The following is a 14608-nucleotide window of genomic DNA, read 5'->3' as shown; positions in this document are numbered from 1 at the left end:
GAAGCAGGCGGTGCGCCCGAACGGCGCACCGCCCGACAGGCTCAGTCGACGATCGCTTGGTAAACCAGCTGCCGCAGCTGCTGCCGGATGGGATGGGTGCTCGACGGGAGCAGCTGCGTGTAGAACGCCACCGTCAGGTCCTCCACCGGGTCCACCCAGAAGGCCGTCGAAGCGGCGCCGCCCCAGGCGTATTCGCCGGGGCTGGAGAGGGTTTTGGCCTTGACCGGGTCTTCCAGCACGGAGAAGCCCAGGCCGAAGCCGAAGCCGTCGAAGGGCATCTCCGCGAACAATGGCCGCCCGAAGGCCTCCAGGTCCACGTGGCCCGGCAGGTGGTTGCTCGCCATGAGGTCGACCGTGCGCGGGCCCAGGATCCGGGCGCCGTCCAGCGAACCGCCGCGCAGCAGCATCTGCGTGAAGCGGTGGTAGTCGGCCGCGGTCGAGACCAGCCCGCCGCCGCCCGAGAACGAGTCGGGCCGCGCGACGCCGATGGACCCGAAAGCCTCGTTGCGGGTGGGCAGCTTGGTCCGCGGATGCGCGACGTACAGGGCCGCCAGGCGGTCCGTGTCCTTCGTGGAGAAGCCGGTGTCCGTCATGCCCAGCGGCCCGAAGATCCGCTCCGCGAAGACTTCGTCCAGGGGCTTGCCCGCGAGGACCTCCACGAGCCGGCCGAGGACGTCCGTGGACACCGAGTAGTTCCACTCGCTGCCGGGCTGGAAGACCAGCGGGAGCTCGGCCAGCGCGCGGGTGCAGGCGGCGAGGTCCAGACCCGACGGGGTGCCCCACTCGAAGCCCGCGGCGCGGTAGATCGTGTCGACGGGATGCGTGTGGTGGAAGCCGTAGGTGAGGCCGCTGGTGTGGGTGAGCAGGTGCCACAGGCGAATGGGCTCGGTCGCGGGCACCGTCATCGGGCTCGGCGCCGAGCCCTTCACGTACACCTGCGGCGCCGCGAATTCGGGCAGCCAGCGGGAAATCGGGTCGTTGAGGTCGATCACGCCCTCTTCGACGAAGGTCATCGCCGCCACCGAGGTGATCGGCTTGGTCATCGAGAAGATGCGCCAGATGGTGTCGTGGTCCACGGGGGCGCCCGACTCGACGTCCCGCTTGCCGTGGGAAGCGACGTGGACGACGCGCCCGTGCCTGCTCACCACCGCGAGGTAACCGGGCAGCCGCCCGTCGTCCACATAGGCGTCGAAATGCCGGTCGATCCGTTTCAGACGGTCAGCGTCGAACCCCGCCGAAGACGGGTCGGTCTCCACGTTCATGCCGGCGACATTACGCCCTTTCGCGGGCCCGCTCGGCCGCCTTCTCCTCGCGCCACGCCTCGTCGTTCTTGCCTTCGCGCCAGTAGCCGGAGATCGACACCGACTCCTTCGCCACGCCGCGCTCGGCGAACAGGTACCGCCGCAGCTCGCGCACGAAGCCGGCCTCGCCGTGGACGAACGCGTGCACGTCCTCACCCGGCCACGGCAGCGCCTTCACCTCGGCCGCGAGGTCTGCACCAGCCGACCGGTGCAGCCACGTGATCTGCGCGTCGGCCTTCGTCACCAGCGGTTGTTCCTCCGAAGCGTCGGACACGAGCAGGAACACGTGCGCGCGAGCGCCGGCCGGCATGACCTCCAGCGACGCGGCGATGGCCGGCAACGCGGCCTCGTCGCCCACGAGCAGGTGCCAGCCCGCGTCGGCGCGCGGCGCGTAGACCCCACCGGGGCCCGCGAGCAGCAGCTCGTCGCCCGGCTGCGCCCGCATCGCCCACGGGCCGGCCAGCCCTTCGTCGCCGTGCACCACGAAGTCGAGCACGAGCTCGCCGGCCGCTTCGTCGTAGGACCGCACGGTGTACGAACGCATCCGCGGGCACTGCTCCCGCGGGAACTCCGCGCGGATGCGCTGCAGGTCGAACGGCTCCGGGTACTCGACGCCCGGCACCTTGAAGATCACCTTCACGTACGCGTCGGTGAACGCGTTGGGCTGGAAATCGCGCAGGCCTTCGCCCCCGGCCACGATCCGGATCATGTGCGGGGTCAGGTTCTCCTTGCGCAGAACCGACAAGCGCACGCCCGGGTTCCCCTTGCGCGCCGGCGCATCGGCCATCGGACACCACCCATTCACTAAGGCTTACCTAATCTGGGTCCACCGTACGCGCCCCTCCCCCATCCCGCCTAGCGGCACTGGTCAGACGACTGCGAGACCGTCGGCCACCACCACCCCGTCGTGCAGGACCGTCCGGTCCCGGCCGCGGTCCATCACCGCGCTCGTGGGCGTCTCCCCGTCCACGAGGACGAGATCGGCCCGGTCGCCCACGCCGAGCCCCGGGCGGTCCGGCACCCCGGCCAGGCGGGGCACGTCGTGGCTCATGATCGAGGCCCCGCCCATGGTCGCCACGGCCAGGGCCAGCTCGATGTGCTCGTCCCGGCGGAACCCGCGCGTGAACGCGAGCTGCCAGGTCCGGTCCAGCAGGTCGCAGTTGCCGTACGGGCTCCAGTAGTCGCGCTGCCCGTCCTCCCCAGGCCGATCCGCACGCCGGCGGAAACGAGGTCCAGCAAGGAAAGCTGCCCGGCGGAAGACGGCGCCACCGTGGTCATCGCGACGTCCAGCTCGGCGAAGTCGTCGATCACCCGGCGGCTCACCGACTCGGAGATCGAGCCCAGGTCGTACGCGTGCGACATCGTCACCTTGCCGCGCAGGTCCAGCGCCCGGACGCGCTCCAGCACCAGGTCCGTCGAGAACAGGCCGAGGTGGCCCGGCTCGTGCAAGTGGATGTCCACCTCGACCTGGTGCTTCTCCGCCAGGCCGAACACCGCGTCCAGGTGGCCCTTCGGGTCGCGGTCCACCGTGCACGGGTCGATGCCGCCGATCACCGTCGCGCCGGACCGCAGCGCCGCGTCCAGGACGTCGAGCGTGCCCGGTTCCCGGAGGATGCCCGCCTGGGCGAACGCCATCACGTGCACCTCGGCCTGGTCCGCGAACTTGTCCTTCGCGGCCAGCACGGCGTCGAGCTTCTCCAGCCCGCAGTCGACGTCGACCTGCGCGTAGCTGCGGACGCGCGTGGTGCCGTGCGCGATCATCCGCTCCAGCGTGCCCGCCACCCGCTCCGGCAGCGGCACCTCCGCCGACCGCCAGTTCTCACGGTCGTTGGTCATCATCGCCCACACGCCGGGGCCGCCGGTGTGGGGACGGAACGGCAAGCCGATCCGCGTCGAGTCCAGGTGCACGTGGACGTCGCTGAACGACGGGAACAGCAGCCGGCCCCGGCCCTCGATCGCGTCGGCGACCGGGGCCGGGTCGTGCGGGCGGACCGCCGCGATCCGGTCGCCGGTCAGCTCCACGTCGCTGCGCTCGCCACCCCAGGGGCGGACATCACGGATCAACACGGGACGAACCGTAGCGCGCTGGTCCGACCGAATCGGATCACGCCGCCGCGCGCGGATCGCTCACCCGGGTGTTCTGGAACGCCGTGATCAGCCAGCCCGTTCCCGAGCGGACCAGCACGAACGTCAAGGTGCTCTCCCGCCCCTGAGCCACGGCGTCGCCCCCGTCGAGCGCCGAACCGCCGCCGGAGACGACGACGGCGACGTCCTCGGCCGGGAACCGCACCGACGCGTCGCCGGGTCCCCCGATCTTCGAACCCCGCAGCGGACCCTCGAACAACGCGCGGTGCGAGCTCTCGATCAGCTCGCGGCCGGGCAGGCGCATCCCGAAGAACGTCACGTAATCGGCGTCTTCGGTGAACAAACTCGCGTACGCGGCGGCGTCGCCGCTGTTCCAGGCGTCGGCGAGCCGGCTGAGCACGGCGAGGACTTCTTCCCGGTCGATCATGGTGAGCTCCTTGTCGAACGGCGTTCGTCGTAACGAACACCGTTCTATCGGCGAACGGTGTTCGAGTCAAGGCCCGATTCGTCTAGGCTGCTGTCCATGACCGTCCCGCCCCCGCCGTGGCGCCGTGGCCCGAGCCCCCGCCGGCGCGCCGAAAAGCCGTTGCTGTCACGGGAATTGGTGGTGAAGACGGCGCTGGGCCTGCTCGCCGCCGAGGGCTTCGAAGCCGTGTCGATGCGAAGGATCGCCCAGCAGCTGGAGACCGGGCCCGCGTCGCTCTACGCGCACGTGGCCAACAAGGAGGAGCTCGACGAGCTCATGCTCGACGCGGTCCTGGGCGACGTGCCGGTGCCGGAGCCGGATCCCGGGAACTGGGCCGAGCAGGTGAAAGAGCAGGTGCGCCAGCAGGTCCGCGCGATGGTGGCCTACCCCGGCATCGCGAAGGTCGCGTGGAACACGCCGGTGCCCGTCACGCCGAACTCGCTGCGCCAGGGCGAGGCGATGCTCGCGATCCTGCGCGCCGGGGGCCTGGATCTGAAACAGGCGGTGTTCGCGGGCGACGCGTTGAGCCTGTACGCCAAGGCGTACGCGTACGAAGCGAGCAGCTGGACGTTCGGCGACTACGACGAGGCGGAAGTCGCCGAACGCGAACGGCAGATGGCCGACTACATGCGGTCCCTGCCTGCCGGTGCGTTCCCGAACCTGTTGCAGTCGGGGCAGTTCTTCACCGGCGAGACGAGCAAGGACCGCTTCGAGTTCGCCCTCGCGATGTTCGTGGGCGGACTGCAGAGCCTCGTCAGGGCTTGAGCACGATCTTGCCGCGCGTGTGGCGCCGCTCCAGCTCGCGGTAGGCGTCCTGCACCCGCGCCAGCGGGTAGGTGGCCGCGACGGGCACCTCGAGCAGGCCCTTGTCCACCAGCGCGGCGAGGTCGCGCATGACCTCGGCGCTCGCGGCGGCCATGTTGCCCTCGGTCTTCACGTTGTACTTCTGCGCGGCGGCGAAGTCGATCACGGTGTCGATCCGTCCCGTGTAGACACCCAGGCGCAGCGCGAGCTCGACGTACCCGTCGCCGTAGGTGTCGATGAACGCGTCGACCTTGCCGCCGGTGACCTCGCGCAGGCGCTCTTCGAGACCCTCGCCGTAGGCCACCGGGAGCACGTCCTGCTCCGCCAGCCACGCGTGGTTGGCCTCGCTCGCGATCCCGACCACGGTCGCACCGGTGAGCTTCGCCAGCTGCACGACCAGGGAGCCGACACCGCCGGCCGCACCGGACACCACGAGGGTGTCGCCGTCGTGCAGGTGAACCGCGCGCACGGCGGCGTACGCGGTGGTGCCCGCGACGAACAGCCCACCCGCCGCTTCCCACGACACGCCGCTCGGCTTCGGCGTCAGGTTCTCGGCGTCCACCAGCACGAACTCGGCCTGGCTGGAGCGCGTGTGCACGAAGCCGATGACCTCGTCACCGACCTGGATCTCCTCGACGCCCGCACCCAGCTCGGCGACGACGCCGGCGAGGTCGCTGCCCTGCCCGGACGGGAACGTCGACGGGAACTGCTGCGCGAACACGCCTTCGCGGATGGCGGCTTCACCGGGGTTGATCCCGGCGGCTCTGACCTCCACGAGCACCTGGCCGGGACCGGGCACCGGACGGGCGACCTCTTCCACTCCCAGGACGTCGATCCCGCCGTGTTCGCTGTACCTGACCGCCTGCGGCATGCGCGACTCCCTCGCTCGTCGATACTTCGACCAACGAACCATCAGCCCGGTTTTATGCCCGCTGAGCGAAAATTCAGCCGGCCAGGCGACGGACCACACCGTCGGCGAGCAGCCGCCCGCGGTCCGTGAGCACGGCGCGGCCGCGACTGTCCAGAAGGGACGGTTCCAGGAGTCCTTCCGCCGCAGCGGCGCGGGCTTCGGCGATTCCGGCGGCGTCGAGCGCATCGAGCGCGAGTCCTTCCGCGACCCGGAGTTCGAGCATGATGCGTTCGAGGTGCCGGTCCTCTTCGGTGAGCAGCTCACGGCCGGCTTCGGGACTGTTCCCCTCCGCCAGCAGCGACGCGTACTTGGCCGGGTGCTTGACGTTCCACCAGCGCACGCCGCCCACGTGGCTGTGCGCGCCGGGGCCCGCGCCCCACCAGTCGCCGCCCTGCCAGTAGCCGAGGTTGTGCCGGCAGCGGGCCGCGTCGCCGGAGGCCCAGTTGGACACCTCGTACCACCGCAGGCCGGCGGCCGAGAGCACGGAGTCGATCATCTCGTAGTCGGTGGCCAGCACGTCGTCGTCGGGCGCGGGCAGTTCGCCCCGGCGCACGCGGCGGGCGAGCGCGGTGCCCTCCTCCACGATCAGCGCGTACGCCGACACGTGGTCGACACCCGCGGACAGCACGGCGTCGAGCGAGGCCCGCAGGTCCTCCGGGCGCTCGCCGGGCGTGCCGTAGATCACGTCGAGGTTCACGTGCTCGAACCCGGCGGCCCGCGCCTCGCGCGCGGCGTCCACGGGCCGGCCGGGCGTGTGCACGCGGTCGAGCACCTGCAGCACGTGCCGCGCGGCCGACTGCATCCCCAGCGACACCCGCGTGTACCCGGCCGCCCGGATCCGTTCGAAGAACTCCGGCGACGTCGACTCGGGGTTGGACTCGGTCGTGACCTCGGCGCCCGGCGCCAGCCCGAACGCGTCGCGCACGACCTCGAGCACCTCCGCCAGCCCGCCCGCGCCCAGCAACGACGGCGTGCCCCCGCCCACGAACACCGTGTCGGCCGCCGGCGGCTCCCCGAGCACCCGCGCGGCCAGCTCCAGCTCGCGGCGCAGCCCGTCGAGCCACGACCTCGGCGACGCGGCCGAGCCCAGTTCACCGGCGGTGTAGGTGTTGAAGTCGCAGTACCCGCAGCGCGTGGCGCAGAACGGCACGTGCACGTAGACGCCGAACGGCCGTCGCCCGAGCCCCTCCAGGGCACTTTCGGGCAATCCGGTCTCGGCAGGCAGCTCGGCTACGTCAGGCACGACGTCCATTGTCCCTCGCACCGCCCCGGCGCGACCCGGGCCCTGCTCCACCCGGGCGGAAGTTCGGCCGCCGAACGAACCTCCGCGTCACCCGAGCCGGCCGGAACCCCTCCCGAGCGGCCTTCCTGGCGACCCCCGTTCGGCGGCAAAACCGCAGGCAGCGAGCCCGATCACCCACAGTCCGCGCCCGCGCGCAAGCCCCGTGCGCAGGCCCTCCCACCATCCGGACGCGTTTGAACCACGTTCTGAACGCGTGGTTATCTGGGCCGGTGAGTCCTGCCGGTGTCCTTCTCGTGGCGCGCCGCCACGTCGACCTTCTGCGGGTCGCGAGCGCGCTCTGCCGGCCTGCCCGCTGACTCCCGACGCCCGACCCAGCCCACCACATCTGGACCGCCGGCGCCGGACCCGCCGCGATCCCCGTCGCCCGCCTCGAAGCGGCACGACCTCAGCGGCGTCCGGAGCCACTAACCGGAGGACTCCTCATGGCCTCACCCACGCGTGAAACCCCCGCGAAGAGCCGGCCGCGGCAGAAGCGCGGCGAGGGACAGTGGGCGCTCGGCTACCGAGAGCCGCTGAACCCCAACGAGCGGTCGAAGAAGGACGACAACCCGCTCAACGCCCGCGCGCGCATCGAGAACATCTACGCCCACGGCGGCTTCGACTCGATCGACCCCGGTGACCTGCGCGGCCGGTTCCGCTGGTTCGGCCTCTACACCCAGCGCAAGGAAGGCATCGACGGCGGCCGCACGGCCACGCTCGAGCCCGAGGAGCTGGACGCCCGCTACTTCATGATGCGCGTGCGCCTCGACGGCGGCATGCTCACCACGCAGCAGCTGGCCGTGCTGGCGGAGATCTCCCAGACGCACGCGCGCGGCACCGCGGACATCACCGACCGGCAGAACATCCAGTACCACTGGATCCGGATCGAGGACGTGCCCACGATCTGGCAGAAGCTCGAGAACGCGGGCATGACCACCATGGAGGCGTGCGGCGACAGCCCCCGCGTGATCCTGGGCTCGCCCGTCGCCGGGATCGCGGCCGACGAGATCATCGACGGCACACCCGCCATCGAGGAGATCAAGCGCCGCTACATCGGCGACCCGCAGTACGCGAACCTGCCGCGCAAGTTCAAGACCGCGGTGTCGGGCCAGCAGGACGTGGCGCACGAGATCCACGATGTCGCGTTCGTCGGCGTGAACCACCCCGAGCACGGCCCGGGCTTCGACGTCTGGGTCGGCGGCGGCCTCTCGACCAACCCGATGATCGGCCAGCGCCTCGGCGCCTGGGTGCCGCGCGACGAGGTGCCGGACGTGTGGGAAGGCGTGATCAGCGTCTTCCGCGACTACGGCTACCGCCGCCTGCGCTCGCGCGCCCGCATCAAGTTCCTCGTGAAGGACTGGGGCGCCGCGAAGTTCCGCGAGGTGCTGGAGGAGAAGTACCTCAAGCGCCCGCTGCTCGACGGCCCCGCGCCGGACGTGCCGCCGGCCCCGATCGACCACGTCGGCGTGCACCGGCAGGTCGACGGCAAGTTCTACGTCGGTGCCGCGCCCGTCGCCGGCCGCGTGAACGGCGAGACGCTGCTCGCCGTGGCCAAGGCCGCCGAACGCGCGGGCTCCGGGCGGGTGCGCCTGACGCCGCAGCAGAAGCTCGTGGTCCTCGACGTGCCCGAGTCCGAGGTGCCGGGCCTGGAGACGGAGCTCGCCGAGCTGGGCCTGCACACCAAGCCCTCGCCGTGGCGGCGCAGCGTGATGGCGTGCACCGGGCTGGAGTTCTGCAAGCTCGCGATCGTCGAGACGAAGGCCCGCGCGCAGGCGCTGGTCACCGACCTCGAGAAGCGGCTCGCCGACGTGCAGGGCGACCTGGAGAACCCGGTCAGCGTGCACCTCAACGGCTGCCCCAACTCGTGCGCCCGCATCCAGACCGCCGACATCGGGCTCAAGGGCCAGATCGTCACCGACGCCGAGGGCCGCCAGGTCGAGGGGTTCCAGGTGCACCTCGGCGGCGGGCTCGGCCTCGACGCCGGGTTCGGCCGCAAGCTGCGCGGGCACAAGGTCGTCGCCGACGAGCTGGTCGACTACGTCGAGCGCGTGGTCCGCGCCTACCTCGAGGGCCGCGAGCCCGGCGAGCGCTTCGCGCAGTGGGTCGGGCGGGCCGACGAAAGCCTGCTGCAGTGACCTCGACGGAACGAGCGGTGCCCTACTATTGCCCGTTCTGCGGTGACGAGGACCTGCGCCCCGCCGAAGACGGCGGCTGGCTCTGCGGCGCCTGCCGGCGCGGGTTCTCGGTGAAGTTCCACGGACTGTCCCTACCGGAGGAGACGCTCGGATGACGGCCACAGCTGACTACCGGACCCTGGCCGAACGCGCGGAGAAAGAGCTGGCCCAGGCCACGGCGGAGGAAGCACTGCGCTGGACGGTCGAGCAGTTCGGCGACGACTTCATCGTCGCGTCGAACATGCAGGACGCCGTGCTCATCGACCTGGCGACCCAGGTCAAGTCCGATGTGGACGTTTTGTTCCTCGAGACCGGTTACCACTTCCCGGAGACGATCGGCACGCGCGACGCCGTGCAGACGGTGTACCCCGACGTGACGATCGTCAACGCGCAGGCCGCGCAGAGCGTGGCCGAGCAGGACGCCGAGTACGGCAAGGACCTGTTCGCCCGGGACCCCAACCAGTGCTGCTTCCTGCGCAAGGTGGTGCCGCTGCGCGACACGCTGGCGAAGTACTCGGCGTGGGTCACCGGCGTGCGCCGCGTGGACGCGCCGACCCGCGCGAACACCCCGATCGTCACCTGGGACGAGCGCAACGGCCTCGTGAAGGTCAACCCGCTCGCCGCGTGGACCGACGACGAGTTCAACGGCTACATCCGCGACCACGGCGTGCTCGAGAACCCGTTGGTGTCAGTGGGTTATCTGTCCATCGGCTGCGCGCCGTGCACGGCGAAGGTCGAGGCCGGGCAGGACCCGCGCAGCGGCCGCTGGGCCGGCCAGTCGAAGACCGAGTGCGGACTGCACGGCTGATGGCGAACACAGAGGGACCGATGACCACTCTGGAACCCGCGGTCGACAACCTGGTCGCGCTGGAATCCGAAGCCATCCACATTTTCCGCGAAGTAGCGGGTGAGTTCGACCGGCCCGTGATCCTCTTTTCCGGCGGCAAGGACTCGACGCTGCTGCTGCACCTGGCGATCAAAGCCTTCTGGCCCGCGCCGGTGCCGTTTCCGTTGCTGCACGTGGATACCGGGCACAACTTCGACGAGGTCATCGAGTTCCGCGACCGCGTCGTCGAGAAATACGGGCTGCGGCTGGTCGTCGCGAAGGTGCAGGACTGGATCGACGACGGCCGCTTGGAAGAGCGCGCCGACGGCCTGCGCAACCCGCTGCAGACCACGCCGTTGCTGGACACGATCGCGGAGAACAAGTTCGACGCGGTGTTCGGCGGCGGCCGCCGCGACGAGGAACGGGCGCGGGCCAAGGAACGCATCTTCAGCCTGCGCAACTCGTTCGGGCAGTGGGAGCCGCGCCGGCAGCGTCCGGAGCTGTGGAACCTCTACAACGGCCGTCACCGCCCGGGCGAGCAGGTGCGGGTGTTCCCGTTGTCGAACTGGACCGAAGCGGACGTGTGGAACTACATCGCGCGGGAAAAGGTCGAGCTCCCGTCGATCTACTACGCCCACCAGCGCGAGGTCTACCAGCGCGACGGCATGTGGCTGGCCGAAGGTCCCTGGGGCGGCCCCCGTCCGGACGAACAGGTGCGGGAGCTGTCGGTGCGGTACCGGACCGTCGGTGACGGTTCGTGCACCGGCGCGATCGAGTCCACCGCGGTGACCGTGCAGGACGTGATCGCGGAGGTGTCGGCGTCGCGGCTCACCGAGCGCGGCGCGACCCGGGCGGACGACCGGATGTCGGAAGCGGCCATGGAAGACCGCAAGCGGGAGGGCTACTTCTGATGAGTTCGCTGCTGAGGCTCGCCACGGCGGGCAGCGTCGACGACGGCAAGTCCACCCTGGTCGGGCGGCTGCTGTACGACACGAAGTCGGTGCTGGCCGACCAGCTCGACGCCGTCACCCGCGCGTCCGTCGACAAGGGACTGTCCACTCCGGACCTGTCCCTGCTGGTGGACGGTTTGCGCTCGGAGCGGGAGCAGGGCATCACCATCGACGTCGCCTACCGCTACTTCGCCACCCCACGGCGCTCGTTCGTCCTGGCGGACACCCCGGGCCACGTGCAGTACACCCGTAACACGGTGACCGGCGCGTCCACCGCGCAGCTCGCGGTGCTGCTGGTCGACGCGCGCAAGGGTGTCGTGGAGCAGACCCGCCGCCACGCCGCCGTGCTCGCCCTGCTCGGGGTGCCGCGGCTGGTGCTGGCGGTGAACAAGATCGACCTCGTCGACTACGACGAAGAGACCTTCTCCGTCATCGCCAAGGAGTTCACCGCTCACGCCGAATCGCTGGGCTACGGGCACGGCACCGTCGTCACCATTCCCGTCTCCGCGCTGGAGGGCGACAACGTCGCCACCGCCTCCGAGCGCACCCCCTGGTACGACGGCCCGACCCTGCTGGAGCACCTGGAAACCGTGCCCGTGGCGCCGGACCCGCACGAGGCGGCGTTCCGGTTCCCCGTGCAGTACGTGATCCGGCCGCGCACGCCCGAGTACCTCGACTACCGCGGCTACGCCGGGCAGATCGCCGCCGGCACCATCCGGCCGGGCGACGAGATCGTGGTGCTGCCCGCCGGGCTGCGCAGCACGGTCGAGCGCATCGACACCGCCGACGGACCGCTGGACGAGGCGGGCGCCGGCACGTCCGTGACGCTGCTGCTGGCCGACGACCTCGACATCTCCCGCGGCGACCTCATCGCCGTGGCCGATCGCGCGCCCCGCGTCACCGACGAGCTCACCGCGACGCTGTGCTGGCTCTCGTCGAAGCAGCTCAAGCCGGGCGCGCGCGTGCTCGTGAAGCACGGCACGCGCACGGTCCAGGCCATGGTCACCGAGCTCACCGCCCGCTTCGACGAGCAGACGCTGTCCAGTGTGGACGATCCGGACTCGCTGGACCTCAACGACATCGGCCGCGTCGAGCTGCGCCTGGCCGAGCCGCTGGGCGTGGACGACTACACCGACAGCCCGCGCACGGGCGCGTTCCTCGTCATCGACCCGAAGGACGGCGACACGCTCGCCGCCGGGCTGGTCGGCGAACGGTTCCCGTGACGGCTCCCCTCGTCCCCGTCGCGCACGGCAGCCGCGACCCCCGCTCGGCCGCGACCGTGCGGGGGCTCGTGGAGCGCGTGCGCGCGCAGGCGCCGGGGATCGAGGTCTACGAGTCCTTCCTGGACCTCTCGCAACCACGGGTCACCGACGTCCTGCGCCGGCTCTACACACAGGGGCACCGCGCCGCCGTCGTCGTGCCGCTGCTGCTCGGCAGTGCGTTCCACGCACGCGTGGACCTGCCCGCGCTCGTCGCCGAGGTCAAGGCGGAGTGCCCGGGCTTCGACGTGCGGGTGTCCGAGGTGCTGGGCGTCGACCCGATGCTGGAACGCGTCGCACTCGACCGGCTCTCCGGCGCCGGCCTGGGCCCGGGCGACGGGGTCGTGGTCAGCGCCGTCGGTTCGTCGAACGCCGGGGCCAACGCCGCCGTCGCCGACCTGGCCGCACGCTGGGAGGGCGAGCTGGGGCTGCCGGTCACCGAGGCGTTCGCGAGCGCGGCGCAGCCCGACGTACCCGCCGCCGTGGCGCGGCTGCGGGCTCGGGGCGTGCGGCGGATCGTCGTCGCGTCGTGGTTCCTCGCGCCCGGACTGCTGCCCGACCGCATCGCGGTGCACGCGCGTGAGGCCGACCGCGCCGTGTTCCTCGCCGAACCGCTGGGCACCGACCCGCGCGTGGCCGCCGCCGTGCTGCACCGCTACGCGGACGTCGCGACCCGGATACCGCTTTAGCAGCACGCTCCTGCGCAGGTCAGCACCTAAAGCTGAATCCGATACGCGTTTTGGGTGGCACCTGACCCTGGACGCCGACGTGACGGCGCCGAAGCTCACGGTGGCCGGCGGCGTCGCCACACTGTCGTTCCCGGCCCGGGCCGCCCTCGTCCCGGCGGCCCCCGACGCACGTCACAGGCTCCCCCGCGGGCCCGTGTGCGATTGTGGTGCCATGGTTGACGAACTGGTGCACTACGACGTGGTGGGCGGCACCGCCACGATCACCCTCGACTCCCCGTACAACCGCAACGCCCTGTCCGCGCAGCTGCGCCGCGAGCTCTCCGAGTCGCTGGACAAGGCCGTCGCCGACGACGCCGTGCGGGTGGTGCTCCTGACGCACACCGGCCCGGTCTTCTGCGCCGGCATGGACCTCAAGGAGGCCCGCGGGGCCGGGGCCGGCGACCAGGGTGTGAACGAGTTCCCGAAGATCCTCGAGCGGCTGTGGACCAGCCCGAAGCCGGTCGTGGCGCGCCTGGCCGGCCCGGCCCGTGCCGGCGGCATCGGCATGGTCGCCGCGTGCGACATCGCGATCGCGGTGCCCGAGGCGACGTTCGCGTTCTCCGAGGTCCGCATCGGCGTGGTGCCGGCCGTGATCTCGCTGACGGTGCTGCCGCGGCTGAACCCCCGCGCCGCGCACGAGCTGTTCCTCACCGGCGACGTGTTCGACGCGCGGCGGGCCGTGGAGATCGGTTTGCTCAACGCCGCGGTGCCCGCCGCCGAGCTCGACGAGACCGTGCAGCGGTACCTCAAGTCGCTGACGCTCGGCGGCCCGAAGGCGTTGGCAGCGACCAAAACCCTGCTGAGCAAGCCGCGTCCGGCCACGCCGTCGGAAGGCTTCGCCGCGATGAACGAGCTGTCGGCCGGGTTCTTCGCGAGCGAGGAAGGTCAGGAAGGCATCCTCGCGTTCGCCCAGAAGCGCAAGCCGAACTGGGTCCCCGAAGACTGAGTGAGGGCCGGCGTCCCGATCCCCGTTCCACCGGCGGGGATCGGGATGGTCACGAGTCGGCGAGAACGACCGTCAGCTGCCAGGAATCGGCTTTGCCGTCGACTGGACCGAGCGCGCGCTGGGCGTCGGAAAGGACACTGCGGATCGCCAGGTAGTTCTTCGGTTCGGCCTGGCGCAAGGCTTCCGAGCCGCGCCAGATCAGCACGTGCTCTCCGGCGGGCAGCCACGACAGGTCCGTGAGCATGTCGTACAACGCGTCGAGGTTGCGGCCGAAGTAGTCCGGAAAGGACATGGCCTTCGCGATCGCGTCGAGCGTGGAGGCCTTGTCCACGGTGCCGCCGTTGACCAGGTGCGGGTACGCGCCCCGTGCGAAGGCCTCGTCCGCGGCGGCCTTCGCCTCGTCGGCCGGCGTCACCGGCTCGGGTCCACGACGACGAACGACGCGTAGTGGTCGTCGGTGTAGAACAGTTCCTTGGCCTGCCCGGTCACCAGGCGGCGCGGGCCGCGGTCGGGGCTCTTCGGCGTGGTCACCGTGAACTCGTGGTAGTAACCCGATTGCTTCCGCGGCAGCACTTTCTCACGATTCTCGAACACGACGTCGTCGTTGCGCGGATAGGGGTACGGCCCGCCCGCCTGGATCAGCTTCCACGTGTCGCGCGCCTGCGAGGGCAAGCCGGACAACGGTTTCACCGGCAGCCCGGAGTCGCTGCCGGGCAGTTTCGCGGCGACGCCCGAGGCGCCGGCCGGGGCGGAGCTGCTCGGCGTGGCGGGGGCCGACGAGGACGAGTCCCCGACGTTCTCCTTCACGAGCCAGCCCGCGAGCACCAGCACGAGGAGACCGACGAGTGCGGCGGTGATCCGCCTACGGTTGACCATG

Annotated in this window: 16 protein-coding genes and 1 pseudogene; 9 read left to right on the top strand and 8 right to left on the bottom strand. The window is 71.1% G+C overall.

Translation table 11 applies throughout. The features are described 5' to 3' along the window. Positions 1 to 41: 41 nt before the first annotated feature. The 4 genes and pseudogenes from ACFY1H_RS31410 to ACFY1H_RS31395 all read right to left on the bottom strand — a co-directional run bounded on the left by ACFY1H_RS31410 (position 42) and on the right by ACFY1H_RS31395 (position 3813). Positions 42 to 1262 carry a serine hydrolase domain-containing protein gene (locus ACFY1H_RS31410; protein WP_386952352.1) on the bottom strand — a complete coding sequence of 407 codons (1221 nt, stop codon included), beginning with the start codon at positions 1260 to 1262 and terminating at the stop codon, positions 42 to 44. A gap of 10 nt (positions 1263 to 1272) precedes the next feature. Further along, the gene (locus tag ACFY1H_RS31405) at positions 1273 to 2088 is read right to left on the bottom strand and encodes a siderophore-interacting protein (protein ID WP_386952349.1); all 816 of its coding nucleotides are present in this window, start codon (positions 2086 to 2088) and stop codon (positions 1273 to 1275) included. Positions 2089 to 2169: 81 nt separating this feature from the next. After that, positions 2170 to 3368: pseudogene (locus tag ACFY1H_RS31400) on the bottom strand (amidohydrolase family protein). 37 nt (positions 3369 to 3405) lie between these two features. Continuing rightward, positions 3406 to 3813 (bottom strand): SgcJ/EcaC family oxidoreductase, encoded by a 408-nt coding sequence (locus tag ACFY1H_RS31395; RefSeq protein WP_386952346.1) that lies wholly within the window; start codon positions 3811 to 3813, stop codon positions 3406 to 3408. A gap of 96 nt (positions 3814 to 3909) precedes the next feature. On the opposite strand from ACFY1H_RS31395, the gene ACFY1H_RS31390 reads away from it, so the two are divergent. Further along, a complete protein-coding gene (locus tag ACFY1H_RS31390; protein WP_386952343.1) occupies positions 3910 to 4617 on the top strand; it encodes a TetR/AcrR family transcriptional regulator in 708 nt (235 codons plus the stop codon). Here ACFY1H_RS31390 and ACFY1H_RS31385 read toward each other — a convergent pair. Continuing rightward, positions 4607 to 5527 carry an NADP-dependent oxidoreductase gene (locus tag ACFY1H_RS31385; protein WP_366582557.1) on the bottom strand — a complete coding sequence of 307 codons (921 nt, stop codon included), beginning with the start codon at positions 5525 to 5527 and terminating at the stop codon, positions 4607 to 4609. The genes ACFY1H_RS31390 and ACFY1H_RS31385 overlap by 11 nt on opposite strands. 73 nt (positions 5528 to 5600) lie before the next feature. Then, a complete protein-coding gene (gene hemW / locus ACFY1H_RS31380; RefSeq protein WP_386952339.1) occupies positions 5601 to 6809 on the bottom strand; it encodes a radical SAM family heme chaperone HemW in 1209 nt (402 codons plus the stop codon). Between the two features lie 269 nt (positions 6810 to 7078). Between hemW and ACFY1H_RS31375 the strand changes: the two genes are divergently transcribed. The 8 genes from ACFY1H_RS31375 to ACFY1H_RS31340 all read left to right on the top strand — a co-directional run bounded on the left by ACFY1H_RS31375 (position 7079) and on the right by ACFY1H_RS31340 (position 13731). Further along, positions 7079 to 7165: a putative leader peptide gene (locus ACFY1H_RS31375; protein ID WP_354874210.1), complete on the top strand. Its 87-nt coding sequence runs from the start codon at positions 7079 to 7081 to the stop codon at positions 7163 to 7165. A gap of 126 nt (positions 7166 to 7291) precedes the next feature. Continuing rightward, positions 7292 to 8983 carry a nitrite/sulfite reductase gene (locus tag ACFY1H_RS31370; protein ID WP_366582555.1) on the top strand — a complete coding sequence of 564 codons (1692 nt, stop codon included), beginning with the start codon at positions 7292 to 7294 and terminating at the stop codon, positions 8981 to 8983. Beyond that, the gene (locus ACFY1H_RS31365; RefSeq protein ID WP_354874043.1) at positions 8980 to 9138 is read left to right on the top strand and encodes an Insertion element protein; all 159 of its coding nucleotides are present in this window, start codon (positions 8980 to 8982) and stop codon (positions 9136 to 9138) included. The genes ACFY1H_RS31370 and ACFY1H_RS31365 overlap by 4 nt, the downstream gene beginning before the upstream one ends. After that, positions 9135 to 9830, top strand: a complete 696-nt coding sequence (locus ACFY1H_RS31360) for a phosphoadenylyl-sulfate reductase (RefSeq protein ID WP_366582554.1) — start codon at positions 9135 to 9137, stop codon at positions 9828 to 9830. The genes ACFY1H_RS31365 and ACFY1H_RS31360 overlap by 4 nt, the downstream gene beginning before the upstream one ends. 20 nt (positions 9831 to 9850) lie before the next feature. Continuing rightward, a complete protein-coding gene (gene cysD / locus ACFY1H_RS31355) occupies positions 9851 to 10759 on the top strand; it encodes a sulfate adenylyltransferase subunit CysD (protein WP_386952334.1) in 909 nt (302 codons plus the stop codon). Beyond that, positions 10759 to 12021: a sulfate adenylyltransferase subunit 1 gene (locus ACFY1H_RS31350; RefSeq protein ID WP_386952331.1), complete on the top strand. Its 1263-nt coding sequence runs from the start codon at positions 10759 to 10761 to the stop codon at positions 12019 to 12021. The genes cysD and ACFY1H_RS31350 overlap by 1 nt, the downstream gene beginning before the upstream one ends. Beyond that, positions 12018 to 12746, top strand: a complete 729-nt coding sequence (locus ACFY1H_RS31345) for a sirohydrochlorin chelatase (RefSeq protein WP_386952328.1) — start codon at positions 12018 to 12020, stop codon at positions 12744 to 12746. The genes ACFY1H_RS31350 and ACFY1H_RS31345 overlap by 4 nt, the downstream gene beginning before the upstream one ends. Positions 12747 to 12957: 211 nt before the next feature. Continuing rightward, positions 12958 to 13731, top strand: coding sequence for an enoyl-CoA hydratase-related protein (locus tag ACFY1H_RS31340; RefSeq protein WP_386952326.1), 774 nt, complete (start codon positions 12958 to 12960; stop codon positions 13729 to 13731). A gap of 49 nt (positions 13732 to 13780) precedes the next feature. Here the strand turns inward: ACFY1H_RS31340 and ACFY1H_RS31335 are convergent, their stop codons facing one another. Together ACFY1H_RS31335 and ACFY1H_RS31330 are read right to left on the bottom strand one after the other, a co-directional pair. After that, positions 13781 to 14146, bottom strand: a complete 366-nt coding sequence (locus ACFY1H_RS31335; RefSeq protein ID WP_285973937.1) for a barstar family protein — start codon at positions 14144 to 14146, stop codon at positions 13781 to 13783. After that, positions 14143 to 14607 (bottom strand): ribonuclease domain-containing protein, encoded by a 465-nt coding sequence (locus ACFY1H_RS31330; RefSeq protein WP_366583838.1) that lies wholly within the window; start codon positions 14605 to 14607, stop codon positions 14143 to 14145. Before ACFY1H_RS31330 ends, ACFY1H_RS31335 begins: the two co-directional genes overlap by 4 nt. Between the last annotated feature and the right edge of the window lies 1 nt (position 14608).

The sequence above is a fragment of the Amycolatopsis sp. NPDC001319 genome, assembly GCF_042896185.1.
GTDB lineage: Bacteria > Actinomycetota > Actinomycetes > Mycobacteriales > Pseudonocardiaceae > Amycolatopsis.
Note: the sequence above shows the minus strand (reverse complement) of the source record. Positions and strands in the feature narration are given on the sequence as shown.

Excerpts from the sequence above, each read along its gene's own strand:
- ACFY1H_RS31340 (WP_386952326.1), top strand. The coding sequence starts at position 12,958 with ATGGTTGACGAACTGGTGCACTACGACGTGGTGGGCGGCACCGCCACG.
- ACFY1H_RS31330 (WP_366583838.1), bottom strand. The coding sequence starts at position 14,607 with ATGGTCAACCGTAGGCGGATCACCGCCGCACTCGTCGGTCTCCTCGTG.
- ACFY1H_RS31370 (WP_366582555.1), top strand. The coding sequence starts at position 7,292 with ATGGCCTCACCCACGCGTGAAACCCCCGCGAAGAGCCGGCCGCGGCAG.
- ACFY1H_RS31405 (WP_386952349.1), bottom strand. The coding sequence starts at position 2,088 with ATGGCCGATGCGCCGGCGCGCAAGGGGAACCCGGGCGTGCGCTTGTCG.
- ACFY1H_RS31385 (WP_366582557.1), bottom strand. The coding sequence starts at position 5,527 with ATGCCGCAGGCGGTCAGGTACAGCGAACACGGCGGGATCGACGTCCTG.
- ACFY1H_RS31395 (WP_386952346.1), bottom strand. The coding sequence starts at position 3,813 with ATGATCGACCGGGAAGAAGTCCTCGCCGTGCTCAGCCGGCTCGCCGAC.
- ACFY1H_RS31350 (WP_386952331.1), top strand. The coding sequence starts at position 10,759 with ATGAGTTCGCTGCTGAGGCTCGCCACGGCGGGCAGCGTCGACGACGGC.
- ACFY1H_RS31410 (WP_386952352.1), bottom strand. The coding sequence starts at position 1,262 with ATGAACGTGGAGACCGACCCGTCTTCGGCGGGGTTCGACGCTGACCGT.
- cysD (WP_386952334.1), top strand. The coding sequence starts at position 9,851 with ATGACCACTCTGGAACCCGCGGTCGACAACCTGGTCGCGCTGGAATCC.
- ACFY1H_RS31360 (WP_366582554.1), top strand. The coding sequence starts at position 9,135 with ATGACGGCCACAGCTGACTACCGGACCCTGGCCGAACGCGCGGAGAAA.
- ACFY1H_RS31390 (WP_386952343.1), top strand. The coding sequence starts at position 3,910 with ATGACCGTCCCGCCCCCGCCGTGGCGCCGTGGCCCGAGCCCCCGCCGG.